The following is a 15,996-nucleotide window of genomic DNA, read 5'->3' as shown; positions in this document are numbered from 1 at the left end:
CGGAGTGTTCGTTATAGGGGGATATGGGGAGTTGGCGTGGCACGGCGGCGGGGCCTGCGGGTCCGCACGCCGTCGGCCTGGCGGACTGCCGGGCCGCCTTCAGACGGCGGCCTTCTTCAGTCGTCGCCGCTCGCGCTCCGACAGACCGCCCCAGATACCGAAGCGTTCGTCGTTGGCGAGGGCGTATTCCAGGCACTCGGAGCGGACCTCGCACGCGAGGCAGACCTTCTTGGCCTCGCGGGTGGAGCCGCCTTTTTCCGGGAAGAAGGACTCCGGGTCGGTCTGGGCGCACAGTGCGCGCTCCTGCCAGCCGAGCTCCTCGTCCGCCTCCTCGACCAGCAATTCTTCGAACAGCTCGGTCATGTGCGCCCCTCGTCTGTCTTTACGTCCCCGTGATGTTGCCGTGATCGATAACGGCTGAACGACACGAGTGAAATTACAAGTGCGCGGATCCGGGCCAGTCAAGCCGAGATCTGCTATTGGGCCTCTTATTCACTCTGCGGAACCAAGCGTATGCGGAAAGTGTTCAAATCACCAAAAACCAGGACACTTCCCAGGGCGCACTCGAACAGTGCGCCCCCTCTCACCAACAGGGACGTGACCGACGGCACTCCCGTTGCACCCCGCGCGCCGAAGCGAAGAAGATCACAGAGCGATCACAAGACGGCAACGGCGTTTAGGGGTGCGGTTGGAGGGCGACTTCTCCGACCCTCTCGCCGCACAAACCTTTCGTCCCGTGGAGTAACCGGATGAGGTGAAACATTTCCTCCAAACCCGGCATCCGGTTGACATCCCATGAAGGACCCGGTCTGCTTGTTCTCATGCCAGCGACCCTCGCGCCCAGACTGACCCGTGCCTACGGGTCGCTCTGCGCTGCTCAGGCCCGCTGTCGCTGTTCCAGCTGTTGAAGCCACCGAGCTCCAGCCTTTTCCGCTCGCACCACCCCCGCAGCACCCCTGCTCCGTGAGCACCGCGCCGTACCCCTACCGGGACTCCACCGCGTCGTGCCGCACCCCGTTCGCGTCATCCCCGCTCGTCCGCCGAGGAACCCGAAGCACATGAACAGCGACGTCCAGATCGCCGGCGACCCGCTCGCCATCCCGCACCTGCTGCCGCCCGTCCCCGCCCATCCGGCCACCGTCGCCGGCTTCGTGGGCCTGGCCAACACGATCGCGGCCGACCGCGACGCATGGGCCCCGCTCGTCCGCTACGACGCCACCACCCGCTGGTACCACCGGCTGCGTGTGGTTCCCCAAGCTCTCGGCTCCGCTCGACCAGGGGAGGCCCCACTCGGCTACGAGGTCTGGCTCCTGAGCTGGGTGCCGGGGCAGGGCAGCGGACGGCACGACCACGGGCGGTCGTCCGGCGTACTGACCGTGCTGGAAGGCGAGTTGACCGAACGCACCACGGCCGGCCACCACACCCTGCGGGCCGGCGCCCAGCGGGTCTTCGCGCCCGGCTACGTCCACGAAGTCGTCAACGACTCCCTGACCCCGGCCGTGAGCCTGCACATCTACTTCCCCGGGCTGACGGACATGCCCATGCACAGCGCCCGCTGCGCCGCCCCCGCCGACCGCTGACCACCGCCCCTCACCGCCGGCCTGTGGCTGACACACTGGCTTCCATGCGCATTGTGGTTCTGGCCGGCGGTATCGGCGGCGCCCGCTTTCTGCGGGGACTGAAGGCAGCGGCTCCGGAGGCGGACATCACCGTCATCGGCAACACCGGTGACGACATCCATCTGTACGGGCTCAAGGTGTGTCCCGACCTCGACACCGTGATGTACACGCTCGGCGGCGGCATCAACGAAGAACAGGGGTGGGGCCGCAGCGACGAATCGTTCCGTGTGAAGGAGGAGTTGGCGGCGTACGGCGTCGGGCCCGAGTGGTTCGGGCTCGGCGACCGGGACTTCGCCACCCATATCGTGCGGACCCAGATGCTGGACGCCGGCTACGCGCTCAGCGCCGTCACCGAGGCGCTGTGCGCCCGCTGGCAGCCCGGTGTGCGGCTGCTGCCGATGACCGACGACCGTGTCGAGACGCACGTCGCCATCGGGGAGGGCGGGGAGCGGCGGGCGGTCCACTTCCAGGAGTACTGGGTGGGGATGCGCGCCTCGGTGGACGCCCACGCGGTGGTGCCCGTCGGCGCCGAGCAGGCCACACCAGCGCCCGGCGTGCTGGATGCCGTCAACGCTGCCGACCTGATCCTCTTCCCGCCGTCCAACCCTGTGGTGAGCATCGGCACCATCCTCGCGGTGCCCGGCATCCGGGACGCCGTCGCGGCCTCCGGTGCGCCGGTGGTCGGCCTGTCGCCGATCGTCGGTGGCGCGCCGGTGCGCGGCATGGCCGACAAGGTGCTGGCCGCGGTCGACGTGGAGTCCACCGCCGCGGCGGTGGCCCGGCACTACGGCGCGAAGGGGCGCTCCGTCGCGGAGACCGAGCGCGCCGGGCTGCTGGACGGCTGGCTGGTGGACACCGTCGACGCCGCGTCGGTCGGTGAGGTCGAGGCGGCCGGGATCCGCTGCCGTGCCGTGCCGCTGATGATGACGGACGTGGCCGCGACGGCCGCGATGGTGCGCGAGGCGCTGGCGCTGGCCGAGGAGGTCAGGGCATGAGCCGCGTGGACGGCAGGGGAACGGGCCCGGCCGACGCGCCCGGGTACCGTGTCTGGGCGCTGCCGGGGATTCCCGAGGTGCAGCCGGGCGACGACCTCGTCAAGGTGATCGCCGCGGCGCTCACCGCCGACGGGGCGCACCAACTCGCCGACGGCGACGTCCTGTTGGTGACCTCGAAGATCGTCAGCAAGGCGGAGGGCCGGGTCCTGGAGGCCGCCGACCGCGAGGCCGCCATAGACCAGGAGACCGTACGTGTCGTCGCCCGCCGCGGCGGGCTGCGGATCGTGCAGAACCGGCAGGGCCTGGTGATGGCGGCGGCCGGGGTCGACGCCTCCAACACCCCTGCGGGGACGGTGCTGTTGCTGCCCGACGACCCGGACGCGTCGGCACGTGCCCTGCGGGCCGGGCTGCGTACGGTGCTCGGCGTCGACGTGGGCATCGTCATCAGCGACACCTTCGGGCGGCCCTGGCGTGACGGGCTGACCGACGTCGCCATCGGCGCGGCCGGCGTCCGGGTACTCGACGACCTGCGCGGCGGCACGGACGCGTACGGCAATCCGCTCAGCGCGACGGTGGTGGCCACCGCCGACGAACTGGCCGCGGCCGGCGACCTGGTGAAGGGCAAGGCCGAGGGGCTGCCGGTCGCCGTGGTGCGCGGACTGCCGCACGTCGTCGAGGAGTCGGGGGACGGCGCAGGGGCGCGGGCGCTGGTGCGCAATGCCGCCGACGACATGTTCCGGCTGGGCACGTCGGAGGCGGTGCGCGAGGCGGTGACGCTGCGGCGGACGGTCCGCGAGTTCACCGACGCCCCGGTGGACGGCGGCGCGGTGCGCCGGGCCGTCGACGCCGCGGTGACCGCGCCCGCCCCGCACCACACCACGCCCTGGCGGTTCGTGCTGCTGGAGACCGAGGACAGCCGGCTGCGGCTGCTGGACGCGATGCGGGACGCCTGGATCGCGGATCTGCGCCGCGACGGCTTCTCCGACGAGTCCGTCGCCAAGCGGGTCAGGCGCGGCGATGTGCTGCGGCAGGCCCCGTACCTGGCGGTGCCGTGCCTGGTGGCGGACGGCGCGCACACCTACCCGGACGCGCGGCGCAACGCGGCCGAACGCGAGATGTTCGTCGTCGCGGGCGGCGCCGGGATCCAGAACTTCCTGGTCGCGCTGGCCGGTGAGCGGCTCGGCTCGGCGTGGGTGTCGTCGACGATGTTCTGCCGGGACGTCGTCCGCGAGGTGCTGGAGCTTCCCGCGCACTGGGATCCGATGGGCGCGGTGGCCATCGGCCACCCGGCGGCGGCGCCGAAGGAACGGCCCGCCAGGGACGGCGCGGACTTCGTCGTGGTGCGCTGAGGACCGGGGGCGTCCGGCACGGTGCCATGGGGCGTGGCCGCACGGCACCGTGTGCGCAGGTCGCGGGTCAGAGCGCGGCGATGTCGCCCACGGGGAAGCGCGGGGCGCGGCGCGGCGGGGTACGGCCGGAGAGCAGGACCAGCCGGGTCGCGCGGTGCCGCTGCCCCTCGTACGGCGCGAGCAGGTCGAGCATTTCCGCGTCGGTGGTGCCGCGGCGGCCGGTGAGCGCATAGCCGACGATCTTCGGCAGGTGCAGGTCGCCGACGGTGACCGCGTCCGGGGCGCCGAGCGTGCGTTGCAGGGTCTCGGCGGCGGTCCACGGGCCGATGCCGCCGATCGCCGTCAGCCGGCGGGTGGCGGCCGTGAGGTCCATGCCCGCCGCCTCCTCCATCCTGCGGGCGGCCCGCACCGCGCGCAGGACCGTCGCCGCGCGCTTGTCCTCGACCCCCGCGCGGTGCCACTCCCAGGACGGGATCAGCGTCCACCCGCGCGGATCGGGCATCACCCGCATCCGGTCCCAGGGTCCTGGCGCGGGCTCGCCGTGGCGTTGCAGCAGCAGCCGCCAGGCCCGGTACGCCTCGTCGCTGGTGACCTTCTGCTCCAGGATCGAGGGGATCAGCGACTCCAGGACCAGTCCTGTCCTGGCCAGCCGGACGCCGGGGTGGCGGCGGCGTGCTTCGTGCACGATGCGGTGGCGCGGGGTCAGCGCCGCCGGGTCGTCGCGCTCCCCCAGCAGCTCGGGCAGCCGCTCCAGCAGCCAGTCGGCGCCGGGGCCCCACGCCTCGGCGTCCACGGCGCCGGCCGCCGGGCGGGCCGCGATCCGCAGCGTGCCGGGGCCCTGCGGGGTGCGGCAGGCCCGCCAGACCTCGTCGCCGCGCACCGCGAAGGCGGGGTCGCCGGGGCCGCGCGCCAGCACACCGAGCGTGCGGTGCAGGTCGTACGGTCCTGGCGGAACCCAGGTGCGGGCGGGCATCCGGCCAGGGTAGGCGATACGGCGGGTGGGGGGACGGGTGTCCTGGGCGGGGGCCCGTGGCCGCCCGTTCCCTGTCCGCCTGGCCGTCTACTCGTCCGACGAGAAGCGGATCGACCCCGCGGGGATGGCGGCGTCGCACCACACGCGGATGCCGTCGCGCAGTTCGTTGTCCGCGCCGATCACCGCGCCGTCGCCGATCACCGCGCCGTCCAGCACCGTACGGGCCCCGATCCTGGCCCCCGCGCCGATCAGCGAGTCACGGATCCGGGCACCCGGTTCGATCACCGCGTCCGCCAGCACCGCGCTGCCGTCGATCCGGGCGCCGGCCCCGATCCGGCTGCCGGGCCCGGCGACGCTGCCGCCGGTGAGCTTGGCGTCCGGGGCGACCTGGGCGGTCTCCAGAACCAGCCGCTCCCCGCAGCGCCCCGGCACGGCGGGCGACGGGGCCCGGCCCAGGACGAGGTCGGCGGAGCCGCGGACGAACGCCTGCGGGGTGCCGAGGTCCAGCCAGTAGGTGGAGTCGACCATGCCCTGGAGGTGGGCGCCGTCGGCGAGCAGCCCGGGGAAGGTCTCCCGCTCGACGGAGACCGGGCGGCCCGCCGGGATGGTGTCGATGACCGAGCGGTTGAAGACGTAGGCACCGGCGTTGACCTGGTCGGTGACGATCTCCTCCGGAGTCTGCGGCTTCTCCAGGAAGGCGCTGACCCGGCCGGTGGAGTCGGTGGGCACCAGACCGAAGGCCCGCGGGTCATCGACCCGGGTCAGGTGCAGCGAGACGTCGGCGCCGCTGGTGCGGTGGGTGTCGACGAGTGCCGGGATGTCAAGACCGGTGAGGATGTCGCCGTTGAAGATCAGGACCGGGTCGCCGGGCGCCGAGTGCAGCCGGGAGGCGACGTTGCGCAGGGCGCCGCCGGTGCCCAGCGGCTCCTCCTCGGTGACGTACTCCAGGTGCAGCCCCAGATCCGAGCCGTCGCCGAAATACGGTTCGAAGACCTCGGCGAGATAGGACGTGGCGAGGACGATGTGGTCGACACCCGCCGCGCGGGCGCGCACCAATTGGTGGGTCAGGAACGGCACACCGGCCGCCGGGACCATGGGTTTGGGGGTGTGCACCGTCAGCGGGCGCAGCCTCGTGCCCTTGCCGCCGACCAGGAGGATCGCTTCAGTCACCTTGTCTTCTCTGCTTCCTGCTGGGGTCGGCCGATCGGCGGACCAGTGTAGGCAGACGGTTTTCCGGTCGGGGTCGGCGGGACGGACGACGGCGTGCGGGACGGGCCTGGCCGGGGGCCCGACGGGCGGAGGGCGCGGCCCGCCCGCAGCCGTGGTCGGTAGGACGTGGACGGCGGTGCATCGGTTCACTGCGCACGCCACTTCACCGCACCCATCCGTGCGCCGCCCGCGCTGACGGGCCGTGCGCCGCAGGCCCCGCACGGGCGGACACCGCTGCGTCCGCCGAGACTTGACGGGCCGTCGGCCGCACCGGGCGGACGCCCGTCCGGATCCGCCGGAAGGCCGGTCCGCGCCCGCGTAATCTTGCGACGGTGAACGCCACCGATCGCACCCCCGCCGACCTGCTGCGTTCCGCGCTCGCCGCGGACCCGGCCCGCCCGCTCGTGACCTTCTACGACGACGCCACCGGCGAGCGCGTGGAACTCTCCGTCGCGACCTTCGCCAACTGGGTGGCGAAGACCGCCAACTACCTCCAGGGCGACCTGGCCGCCGAGCCCGGCGACCGGCTGGCGCTGCTGCTGCCCGCCCACTGGCAGACCGCGGTCTGGCTGGTGGCCTGCTCGTCGGTCGGGGTGGTCGCCGACGTGGGCGGCGACCCGGCCACCGCCGACCTCGTGGTCAGCGGCCCCGACGAGCTGGCCGCCGCCCGCGCCTGCTCCGGGGAACGGGTGGCGCTGGCCCTACGCCCGCTGGGCGGCCGGTTCCCGCAGCCGCCCGATGGCTTCGCCGACTACGCGGTGGAGGTACCGGGCCAGGGCGACCGCTTCGCGCCGTTCGCCCCCGTCCGGGCCGCCGACCCGGCGCTCGCCGTCGGCGGCGAGGAACTGACCGGGTCCGGCATCGCGGCCCGCGCGCTCGCCGACGCGGCAGCCGCCGGGCTGCCCGAGGCGCCGCGGGTGCTGTCAGGACTCGCCTACGACAGCTGGCAGGGCCTGTCGTACGGCCTGTACGCACCGCTGGCCACCGGCGGATCCGTGGTGCTCTGCCGCCACCTCGACCGGCTGGACCAGGCGGGCACGGCCGCCCGCAAGGCCACCGAGAACGTCACGTTCACCGTGCCCGCCGCTTCCTGAGGGCCGGACTCCCGCGCACGCCCCGCGTCCCCCGTCCGGCGGACCGCGAAGTCCGCCCGGACGGCCCCGCCGCCGGTTCGGGGCCATGATCAGGAGGGGGCGGGGTGGGTTCGGGGGTGGGGGGACGACGCCGACTCCGGGAAGGATGGACGCCCACGTGACCAACAGCCCCGAGAACCCGTCCGTCCCCGATGGCCCTGACGAGGGCACCGGGCCGACGCCGCGGCAGCCGGCGCCGGGGACAGCACCGGGGCCGGAGGGAGTGGGCGGGCCGGAGGGCACACCGGAGGGGCCCGGGAGGACGGGCAAGGGGCCTGCCGACGCCGACGGCGACGCGGAGCCGGAGGACCCCGCGCCGCTCGACGAGCCACCCACCGCCCATCCCCCGCCTTCCCTATCTGACGGCCCCCCGGACGGCACCCCGGACCGTTCCCCTGCCTGTTCCCCGGACGGCCCCCCGCCCCGCCGCAGGCGTCGCTGGCCGCGCTGGGCGGCTCTCGGTGTGGCGGTGGTGCTGCTGGGGCTGGCCGGGACCGGCTATGCGCTCTACAGCAAGCTCAACGGCAACATCCACACCGACATCGACACCCAGGCCGAGCTGGAGAAGTACGAGGCCGAGCGGCCCAAGGGCGGCCCGACGAACGCCGAGGACATCCTGCTGATCGGCTCCGACACCCGTGGCGGCGGCAACGGCGAGTACGGCGCGGACAACGGCACCCAGCGCTCGGACACCACGATCCTGCTGCACCTGTCGGCCGACCGGCACAGCGCCACCGCGGTCAGCATCCCGCGCGACCTGATGGTGAAGGTGCCGTCCTGCACCCGCTCGGACGGAAAGCGGATGCCGGCCCAGACCACGCAGTTCAACGGGGCGTTCCAGTTCGCCGGTGCCGCCTGTGCGATCCGTACGGTCGAGAAGATGACCGGCATCCGCGTCGACCACCACATGATCATCGACTTCGTCGGATTCAGGAAGGTGGTGGACGCGGTCCACGGTGTCGAGGTCTGCCTGCCCGAGGCGATCGACGACCGTCAGGCGCGGCTGAATCTTCCCGCCGGGCGGCAGACGCTGCGCGGCGAGGACGCACTCGGATTCGTACGGGCCCGCAAGAGTCTGGGTAACGGGAGTGACACTCAGCGTATGGAACGCCAACAGCAGTTCCTTGGCGCTCTCGTGAAGAAAGTGCAGAGCAATGGTGTGCTGCTCAATCCGGCCCGGATCTATCCACTGCTGGATGCCGCGACGAGTTCTCTCACCACCGACAAGGGCCTGGCTTCGCTCACCGGGCTGTACGAATTGGTGCGCAGCATGCGCAGCATTCCTGCGTCCCAAGTGCAGTTCATGACCGTGCCGCGCAGGGAGTACCGCTACAACGCCAATCGCGACGAGTTGGTGCAGCCGTCAGCGGACCGTCTGTTCCGCAGACTGGCCAAGGACCAGCCGGTTTCCGTGGAGCCGCCGCGGCGCGCGAAGGGCGGTCCCGCGTCGGATCCGTCGGGTGACACCCCTTCACCGAACGCGTCCGATACGGCATCCTCCGATGAGAAGGCGGAGAGTTCCCCCTCTCCGCCCGGTGGTTCGGGTCCTGCGTTTCCCGGAACCACCGCAGACCGCGGGATCTGCGAATAAAGATGCCGCAAAGGTACCCTCAACGACTCGAATGGATTGGGCGGAATGCCCAGTTGTAGGTAAGTGGAATTTGTCACGGGCGTCGTTCCGCGCTGAACTGGGCGGATAGTGTGAGCGATCCGGTCGCTCGACCAGCTGACCGACCGACCACGAAACTGCACGACCGACCGACCCGAGCGCCCGAGGGGGAGGCGCTGCGTGGCACCGACGGAGGACTCAAGGCACCGTGGACGCGCAAGGCCGTGGGCGGGCGGGCGACAATGTCGATCCCGCCGATCAATGGGTGTTGAACCCCGAAACCGGCAACTACGAACTGCGCCTCGGCCCTGCCGGCGGAGCGGCGGCCCCGCCCTCCGCCCGTAAGGCACCGGGCCCCGGGGACGGGCGCCCTCCGGCGGGCACGGGCGGCGACACCGATACGCGTGAGCTGCCGACGCAGCGCGACCGGAGAAGCGGACGTGCGGCCGGCGCCGCCCCGGCGGCCGGCAGCGGTGCGGACGGCGGGCGCCCGGCGGGCGGCAGGGCGGCGGCCCGTAAGGCGGGCCGCACGGCCTCGGCCGCGGCCGAGGGTCCGGCGAGCCGGCGCAAGCCGAAGCCGAAGAAGTCCGGGAAGAAGAAGGCGCTCTACTGGACGTCGGGTGTCCTCGGCTTCGTCCTGGTCGCCGGCGGCGGTGGCGCGTTCTACCTGTACCAGCAGCTGGACGGGAACATCTCCAAGGTCGATGTCGGCATCCAGAACGACGCGGTCACCGACGGCCCGGTGAACATCCTCATCCTCGGGACGGACGCCCGCTCGGGGAAGGGCAATCAGGGCTACGGCGACAGCGGCAGCGTCGGGCACGCGGACACCACGATCCTGATGCACGTCTCCAAGGACCGGACGAACGCGACCGCGCTGAGCATCCCGCGCGACATGGTCACCGACATCCCCAACTGCCCGACGAAGCAGAAGGACGGCTCGACCAAGGACATCCCCGGACAGCAGGGGGTGCTCTTCAACACCAGCCTCGGCCAGGAGGGCCGCGACCCCGGCTGCACCTGGCGCACCGTCGAGAAGCTGACCGGCGTGAAGATCAACCACTTCATGATGGCGGACTTCAACGCCGTCAAGGAGCTGTCCGAGGCGGTGGACGGGGTCGAGGTGTGCGCGGGCAAGGACATCAACGACCCCAAGTCGCACCTGAAGTTGTCGGCCGGCCGGCACATCGTCAAGGGTGAGCAGGCGCTGGCGTTCGTCCGTACCCGGCACACCGTCGGCTTCGGCAGCGACCTCAGCCGGATCGAGCTCCAGCAGCAGTTCCTCAGCTCGATGATCCGCAAGATGAAGTCGGACGCGTTCAGCAGCCCGGCAAAGCTCTACGACATCAGCCAGGCGGCGACGAAGGCGCTGACCGTCGACACCGGCATCGGCAGCGCGAAGAAGCTGGTGGACCTCGCCGACGACCTGAAGAAGGTCGACATCGACAAAATCACTTTCGCCACAGTGCCGGTGCTGGACAACCCGGCGAACAAAAACAACGTCATCCTGGACAAGGCGAAGGCGGATCCGCTGTTCCGGATGGTGCAGGCGGACCACACCCTCGCCAAGCCGAAGGGCAAGAGCAAGGGCAAGAAGACGGCGCCGGTCAAGAAGGCCCCGCCGGAGCTTGTCCGGGTCGATGTCACCAACGGCGGCGGCCCGTTCGGCGCCGCTCAGGAGACCGTCGACTGGCTGCAGAACACCAAGGCGGCCAAGCTCTCCACCAACGCGGGCAACGCCCCGGCGAAACTGGCCGCAACCCGGCTGGAGTTCGCCCCGAACCAAGCCGACCAGGCGGCCACCCTCGCCGACTGGATGGGCCTGCCCAAGAGCGCGCTCAAGAAGGCGTCGGCCGACGCCGGTGACCGCGTGCCGATGAAGCTGACCCTCGGCAAGGACTTCAAGGAAGCCGGCACCCCTATTGAGGCGCCGACTGAAACCCCGGACGGGGTTCAGCACGTCAATGCAGATGACAAGAACATCTGTGCCAAGTGATCTGAGCGAATCCGGCCGCCCCGACCCGGCGCCGACCGCACCACGACCGACTACGGGGAGAGGGCCCAATGCGCCAGAGCAGTGTGCGTGGTGACCGGCCGCGACGACGACAACAGGCCGACGCACAGGAGCTGGAGGGCCGGTACGACAGCCCGTCAGAAAGCAGCGGACCGCCCCCGGACGCACCCGGCTGGACCCCGGACGACGAGGCAGGATCCGGCGCCGAATCCCTTGCCGGCGCGGGCCGTTCGGGCAAGGACGGCGGCGGCACGTCCCGCCGGGGCCGCCGCCGCGCGGGCCGCCAGCGCCGCCGCAAGGGCGGCCGGGTCCTGCGCTGGACCGCGCTCGCCCTCGGCGTGCTGCTGGTCGGCGGCGCAGGCGCGGGCTGGCTCTACTACGAGCACCTCAACGGCCTGCTGCGCAAGGACCACTTGGACCTCGGCAGCAGCGGTCTGCAAAAGCCCGAGCCGAACGCCTTCGGGCAGAGTCCGCTCAACATCCTGATGATCGGCTCCGACGGCCGGAACAGCGAGAAGAACATCGACCTCGGCGGCTCCCGCGAAGACGCGGACCGCAAGCCGCTGGGGGACGTCCAGATGCTGCTGCACGTCTCCGCCGACCGCAGCAACATGTCGGTGATATCCATACCGCGCGACACCCGCGTTCCCATACCGAAGTGCACCGACCCCGACGACGGCAAGGTCTATCAGCAGGCCACCGCCCCCATCAACCAGTCGCTCCAGCACGGCGGTCCCGGCTGCACGGTCGCCACGTGGAAAGAGCTGACCGGCATCTACATCGACCACTTCATGATGGTCGACTTCTCCGGTGTGGTGGACATGGCGGACGCCATCGGCGGCGTCCCCGTCTGCGTCGACAACAACGTCTACTCGCACGACAGCAAGGGCCACGGCAGCGGCCTCAAGCTGACCAAGGGCACCCACTCCGTCAAGGGCGTGCAGGCACTCCAGTGGCTGCGCACCCGCTACGGCTTCGAGGACAACACCGACATCGGGCGCACCAAGGCCCAGCACATGTACATGAATTCCATGGTCAGGCAGCTGAAGTCGGGCACCAAGCTCACCGACCCCGGCAAGCTGTACGACCTGGCCGAGGCCGCCACCAAGGCGCTCACCGTCGACGACGGCCTGGGCTCCCCCAAGAAACTCTACGACCTGGCGGGCGAACTCCAGCGGGTGCCGACCAAGCGCATCACGATGGTCACCATGCCCTGGCAGTACGGCCCCGGCGAGAAGTACGTGCTGCCCAAGCCGGGTGACGCGGAGCAGACCTTCACGCTGCTGCGCAACGACACCTCGCTGGACGGCAAGGACGCGAAGAAGAAGCCGACGCCCGACCCCAAGCCGTCAACGGCCAAGGACCAGCTGAAGGTTGTCGTCCAGAACGGCACCAACAGCACCGTGTCGGGCCCGGTCCCCCACCGCGCCTCCGTCATCCAGCAGCAGCTCGTGCAGCTCGGCTACACCACGGCCGGCACCGACTCCACGCTCGTCACGCAGGCCGACACCACCATCGGCTACCCGGACGGCAAGCAGCGCGGCGACGCCCTGGCGCTGGCCAAGTCGCTCGGCCTGCCCAAGAGCGCGGTCAAGCAGTCCGCTTCGGCCGACGGGCTGCGCCTGGTCGTCGGCAACGACTGGCGCGAAGGGTCCACGTACCCGAAGCAGGGCGCGGACAAGGGTTCCGACAAGGCCCCGGAGAGCGCCGACGCGCTCAACGGCGAGGACAAGAAGGCGTGCATGAAGGTGAATCCGATGTACACCTTCTGAGCCGCGAGCGGGAAGCGGAAGGGGGCGGGCCCCGCACGGGCCCGCCCCCTTCCGCTGCGTCAGCGCCGGTTATTCGGCGGGCGCGGTCACCGCCGGGCGGCGGCTGGCGATGACCTTCTTCGCGAGCGCGCGCGGGCTGGTCAGGAAGCCCACGCCCCACGCCATGTGCATGGTGGCCAGCGCCACCGGGATCTGGACGCGCGCCTTGAGCGGCAGCCCCTTGCCCGCCGGTACCGAACCCGCCGCGATGGCGGCCAGGTAGCCGGCCGGGACGACGAAGCCCCAGGGGGTGACGGCGGCGCCGACGACGACACCGGCGGCGATGGCGCACACCGCGGTCGGCGGCGCGAGGTAGCGCAGGTTGATCGAGCCGGAGTGGTAGCGCGCGACGACGTGCCGCCACTTGCCGTAGTCCTTGTACTGCTTGGCCAGCGCCTTGACGCTGGGCCGCGGCCGGTACTGCACCTTCAGCTCGGGCGAGAACCACACGCCGCCGCCGGCCTCGCGGATCCGGAAGTTCAGCTCCCAGTCCTGGGCGCGGATGAACTCCTCGTTGTAGCCGCCCTGTTGCTCCAGCACCTCGCGCCGGAAGACGCCCAGGAAGACGGTCTCGGCGGGGCCCGCCTCGCCACCGGTGTGGAAGGCGGCGTTGCCGACGCCGATCCTGGAGGTCATCGCGGCGGCGACGGCGTCCTCCCAGGCGTTCTCGCCCTCGGCGTGCATGATGCCGCCGACGTTCTGCGCGCCGGTCTCCTCCAGGAGGCGCACGGCGGTGGCGATGTAGTTCGGCGAGAGCATGCCGTGGCCGTCGACGCGGACCACGACGGGGTGCCGGGACGCCTTGATCGCGGCGTTCAGCGCGGCGGGGGTGCGGCCCGTCGGGTTGGGCACGGTGTGCACCCGCGGGTCTTCGGCCACCAGCTCGGCGGCGATCTCGTCCGTACGGTCCGCTGAGGGGCCGAGGGCGATCACCACCTCCATCTCGCCGGCGTACTCCTGCTCCAGGATGTGCCGGACCGAGCTGCGCAGGTGACGTTCCTCGTTGAGCACCGGCATGATCACGGAGACGGCCGGGGGCTGCTGCTGGGGCATGGTTCCTCGGGGGGACGGCCCGCGGCGGAGCCGCCATCGACGGCAGCGCTCGCCGGGAGACTGCGATATTCCGTCTCACGTTACCGCGAACGAGGGACACGTCCGGACGGTGGCCGGGTGGCGGGGCGGCGGACGCCCGGCGTGTGACGCTTTACAGCAGATCGTATGGACTTATGTTGTCCCCGCCGGCTTCGTCCCGACCGTTCGCCCCGCAGCTGTGGCCGGCCGCCCCTCGCACCCGTCCCGCCGCGGAGGTGTCCCCGTGACCGCCCCGTCCCGCTCCGCCCGCACCGCAGCGCACCGTCCGGGCCGTCGGCGTCCGCCGCGCAAGCGCTGGGGGCTGCGGATCGCCGCCGCCGTCTCGGTGCTGCTGATGACCACCAGCGGGGTGGGGCACGCGATGGTCAGCGGCGTCGAGAGCGGCATCGGCAGGGTGGACGCGTTCCAGGGGATGCAGAACCGTCCCGGGGGCGGCGACGGACTGAACTTCCTGGTCGTCGGCACGGACGGCCGGGACAAGCTCACCAAGGCGGAGAAGAGGAAGTACCACCTGGGCGGGGCGCCCTGTCACTGCACGGACACCCTGATGCTGGTCCACCTGTCCGCCGGGCGGGACCGCGCCAGCGTCGTCAGCCTGCCGCGCGACTCGTACGCCGAGGTACCCGCCCACCGGGACGCGGCCACCGGGGCGCAGCGGCCCCGGCACGCCATCAAGCTGAACGCGGCGTACGCGGAGGGCGGCCCCAATCTCACCGTGCGCACCGTCGAGCACATGACGGCGGTGCACATCGACCACTACCTGGAGGTCGACTTCACCAGCTTCATGCGCAGCGTGGACGCGGTCGGCGGGGTGGAGATCTGCACCGTGCGGCCACTGAAGGACAGCTATACGGGCCTGGACATGCCGGCCGGAAAAGCGCAGCTCAACGGCGGGCAGGCGCTCCAGTACGTGCGCTCGCGGCACATCGACGGGTCGGCCGACCTCGGCCGGATGCAGCGCCAGCAGCGGTTCCTCGCCTCCCTCATCCACAAGGTCACCTCCTCCGGGGTGCTGATGAACCCGATCCGCGTCAAGGAGGTGGCCACCGCGATGCTGGCGTCCGTGCGGGCCGACGCGGGGTTCAACGCCGACGACATGGTGGACCTCGGGCAGGCGATGCGCGGCTTCTCCGCGTCGTCGTCGGAGTTCGTCTCGGTGCCGCTGGCCAGGAACGGGGTGCGGCTGCCCGACGGCGGTTCGACGGTGCGCTGGGATCCGGTCAGGTCCCGGCAGCTCTTCCAGGCGATCCGGGACGACAAGCCGTTCGCCGCGCACCGGCCGAAGACCGCGGCGAAGCAGCCGCCCGCCACGGTGGTGGACGTGCCGCCGAACCAGATCCGGGTGCACGTCGACAACGGCACCGGGCAGCACGGTCTGGGCCGGGGCACCGCCAAGGCGCTGCACGCCGCCGGGTTCGTCGCCGCCGGTGTCCCGGGCGACGCACCGGGCGCCCCCTTCGCCCGTACGGTCATCTCCTACGACCCGCGCTGGGACCGCTCGGCCCGTACGCTCGCCGCCGCGCTGCCGGGGGCCGAGCTGCGCCGGGCGGCCGGGCAGGGGCCGGTCATGAAGGTCACCGTCGGCGCTGACCACAAGGGCGTGCATCCGGTGCGGGCGGAGGAGCCGCCGGCCGGTTCCCCGGGGCTTTCCGCGATCACCGGGGACGAGGCCGTGTGCCCATGAGCGTCCCCACTCCCCGCGCGGCGGTGCGCCCGACGGTGCCGGGGCCTCCCGCGGGGCCGGTGTACCTGCGGCGGGCCGGGGTGGCGGTGGCGGCCCTGTGCCTGGTCGCTGCGACCGCGGCGGCGGCCCCTCCGGCTCCGGCGGCGCCCACCGGCTGCGGCGGTCTGGCGGGCGGGCAGCTGTGCCTGCGCGGCCCGGTCGGCGCGGCGGGCCGCTACCTCGTGAGCTACCGGCGCGGCGCCACCACGGGCCCGGCGCGTGCCATCGGCGGCTCCCGCCCGGTGCCGGGCGAGATCACCGTGCGGCTCGGCTATCAGCGCAAGGACGCCAGGATCACGGCGTTCCCCGGGTGGTTCGGTTTCCGGCGGACGGTGCGGGGAGCCGCCGAGCTGAGCGGACGGGTGGAGATGCTGCCCGGGGAGTGCATCCGGGGCCTCATGGAGCACCGGGACACCGTCTTCGTCACCAAGTGGAGCTGCGGCTGATCCCCGGGTCGGCTGGCGGCACG

General features: G+C 72.0%; 13 protein-coding genes. 9 read left to right on the top strand and 4 right to left on the bottom strand.

Going from position 1 to position 15,996, the window contains the following annotated elements:
• Positions 1-99: 99 nt before the first annotated feature.
• Positions 100-363 (bottom strand): WhiB family transcriptional regulator, encoded by a 264-nt coding sequence (locus ACGFNI_RS33660; RefSeq protein ID WP_030266018.1) that lies wholly within the window; start codon positions 361-363, stop codon positions 100-102.
• Between the two features lie 695 nt (positions 364-1,058).
• Between ACGFNI_RS33660 and ACGFNI_RS33655 the strand changes: the two genes are divergently transcribed.
• Genes ACGFNI_RS33655 through ACGFNI_RS33645 form a run of 3 tightly spaced genes read left to right on the top strand, consistent with a single transcriptional unit; the run spans position 1,059 to position 3,963 of the window.
• On the top strand, positions 1,059-1,580 hold the full coding sequence (locus tag ACGFNI_RS33655) for a cysteine dioxygenase (RefSeq protein WP_393689222.1): 522 nt from the start codon (positions 1,059-1,061) through the stop codon (positions 1,578-1,580).
• A 44-nt stretch (positions 1,581-1,624) separates the two neighbouring features.
• The gene (gene cofD, locus ACGFNI_RS33650; RefSeq protein WP_393689220.1) at positions 1,625-2,614 is read left to right on the top strand and encodes a 2-phospho-L-lactate transferase; all 990 of its coding nucleotides are present in this window, start codon (positions 1,625-1,627) and stop codon (positions 2,612-2,614) included.
• Positions 2,611-3,963, top strand: coding sequence for a coenzyme F420-0:L-glutamate ligase (locus ACGFNI_RS33645; protein WP_393689218.1), 1,353 nt, complete (start codon positions 2,611-2,613; stop codon positions 3,961-3,963). The genes cofD and ACGFNI_RS33645 overlap by 4 nt, the downstream gene beginning before the upstream one ends.
• A gap of 67 nt (positions 3,964-4,030) precedes the next feature.
• Here the strand turns inward: ACGFNI_RS33645 and ACGFNI_RS33640 are convergent, their stop codons facing one another.
• On the bottom strand, positions 4,031-4,936 hold the full coding sequence (locus tag ACGFNI_RS33640; protein ID WP_393689217.1) for a DNA-3-methyladenine glycosylase family protein: 906 nt from the start codon (positions 4,934-4,936) through the stop codon (positions 4,031-4,033).
• Between the two features lie 87 nt (positions 4,937-5,023).
• Entirely contained in the window at positions 5,024-6,106 is a 1,083-nt protein-coding gene (locus ACGFNI_RS33635) for a sugar phosphate nucleotidyltransferase (protein WP_393689215.1), read from the bottom strand.
• Between the two features lie 371 nt (positions 6,107-6,477).
• Between ACGFNI_RS33635 and ACGFNI_RS33630 the strand changes: the two genes are divergently transcribed.
• From ACGFNI_RS33630 to ACGFNI_RS33615, 4 genes are all read left to right on the top strand, one after another.
• Positions 6,478-7,239 carry a TIGR03089 family protein gene (locus ACGFNI_RS33630; protein ID WP_393689213.1) on the top strand — a complete coding sequence of 254 codons (762 nt, stop codon included), beginning with the start codon at positions 6,478-6,480 and terminating at the stop codon, positions 7,237-7,239.
• 157 nt (positions 7,240-7,396) lie between these two features.
• Positions 7,397-8,869 (top strand): LCP family protein, encoded by a 1,473-nt coding sequence (locus ACGFNI_RS33625; RefSeq protein WP_393689211.1) that lies wholly within the window; start codon positions 7,397-7,399, stop codon positions 8,867-8,869.
• Between the two features lie 226 nt (positions 8,870-9,095).
• A complete protein-coding gene (locus ACGFNI_RS33620; protein WP_393689209.1) occupies positions 9,096-10,883 on the top strand; it encodes an LCP family protein in 1,788 nt (595 codons plus the stop codon).
• 68 nt (positions 10,884-10,951) lie between these two features.
• On the top strand, positions 10,952-12,673 hold the full coding sequence (locus tag ACGFNI_RS33615) for an LCP family protein (protein WP_393689208.1): 1,722 nt from the start codon (positions 10,952-10,954) through the stop codon (positions 12,671-12,673).
• Between the two features lie 69 nt (positions 12,674-12,742).
• Here ACGFNI_RS33615 and ACGFNI_RS33610 read toward each other — a convergent pair whose 3' ends face one another.
• A complete protein-coding gene (locus ACGFNI_RS33610; protein ID WP_393689206.1) occupies positions 12,743-13,765 on the bottom strand; it encodes a glycosyltransferase family 2 protein in 1,023 nt (340 codons plus the stop codon).
• A 262-nt stretch (positions 13,766-14,027) separates the two neighbouring features.
• On the opposite strand from ACGFNI_RS33610, the gene ACGFNI_RS33605 reads away from it, so the two are divergent.
• Complete coding sequence (locus ACGFNI_RS33605) at positions 14,028-15,488, top strand: LCP family protein (protein WP_393689204.1); 1,461 nt, start codon at positions 14,028-14,030, stop codon at positions 15,486-15,488.
• Positions 15,485-15,973, top strand: coding sequence for a hypothetical protein (locus ACGFNI_RS33600; protein ID WP_393689203.1), 489 nt, complete (start codon positions 15,485-15,487; stop codon positions 15,971-15,973). Before ACGFNI_RS33605 ends, ACGFNI_RS33600 begins: the two co-directional genes overlap by 4 nt.
• Positions 15,974-15,996 lie beyond the last annotated feature (23 nt).

This window comes from Streptomyces sp. NPDC048644 (assembly GCF_043199105.1).
Classification (GTDB): domain Bacteria; phylum Actinomycetota; class Actinomycetes; order Streptomycetales; family Streptomycetaceae; genus Streptomyces.
The sequence above is the reverse complement of the archived record's forward strand: the minus strand, read 5'-3'. Positions and strand labels throughout refer to the sequence as shown.

Bases quoted from the DNA above. Each gene is read 5' to 3' on its own strand.
- ACGFNI_RS33640 (WP_393689217.1), bottom strand. From the start codon at position 4,936: ATGCCCGCCCGCACCTGGGTTCCGCCAGGACCGTACGACCTGCACCGC.
- ACGFNI_RS33610 (WP_393689206.1), bottom strand. From the start codon at position 13,765: ATGCCCCAGCAGCAGCCCCCGGCCGTCTCCGTGATCATGCCGGTGCTC.
- ACGFNI_RS33615 (WP_393689208.1), top strand. From the start codon at position 10,952: ATGCGCCAGAGCAGTGTGCGTGGTGACCGGCCGCGACGACGACAACAG.
- ACGFNI_RS33655 (WP_393689222.1), top strand. From the start codon at position 1,059: ATGAACAGCGACGTCCAGATCGCCGGCGACCCGCTCGCCATCCCGCAC.
- ACGFNI_RS33660 (WP_030266018.1), bottom strand. From the start codon at position 363: ATGACCGAGCTGTTCGAAGAATTGCTGGTCGAGGAGGCGGACGAGGAG.
- ACGFNI_RS33645 (WP_393689218.1), top strand. From the start codon at position 2,611: ATGAGCCGCGTGGACGGCAGGGGAACGGGCCCGGCCGACGCGCCCGGG.
- cofD (WP_393689220.1), top strand. From the start codon at position 1,625: ATGCGCATTGTGGTTCTGGCCGGCGGTATCGGCGGCGCCCGCTTTCTG.
- ACGFNI_RS33600 (WP_393689203.1), top strand. From the start codon at position 15,485: ATGAGCGTCCCCACTCCCCGCGCGGCGGTGCGCCCGACGGTGCCGGGG.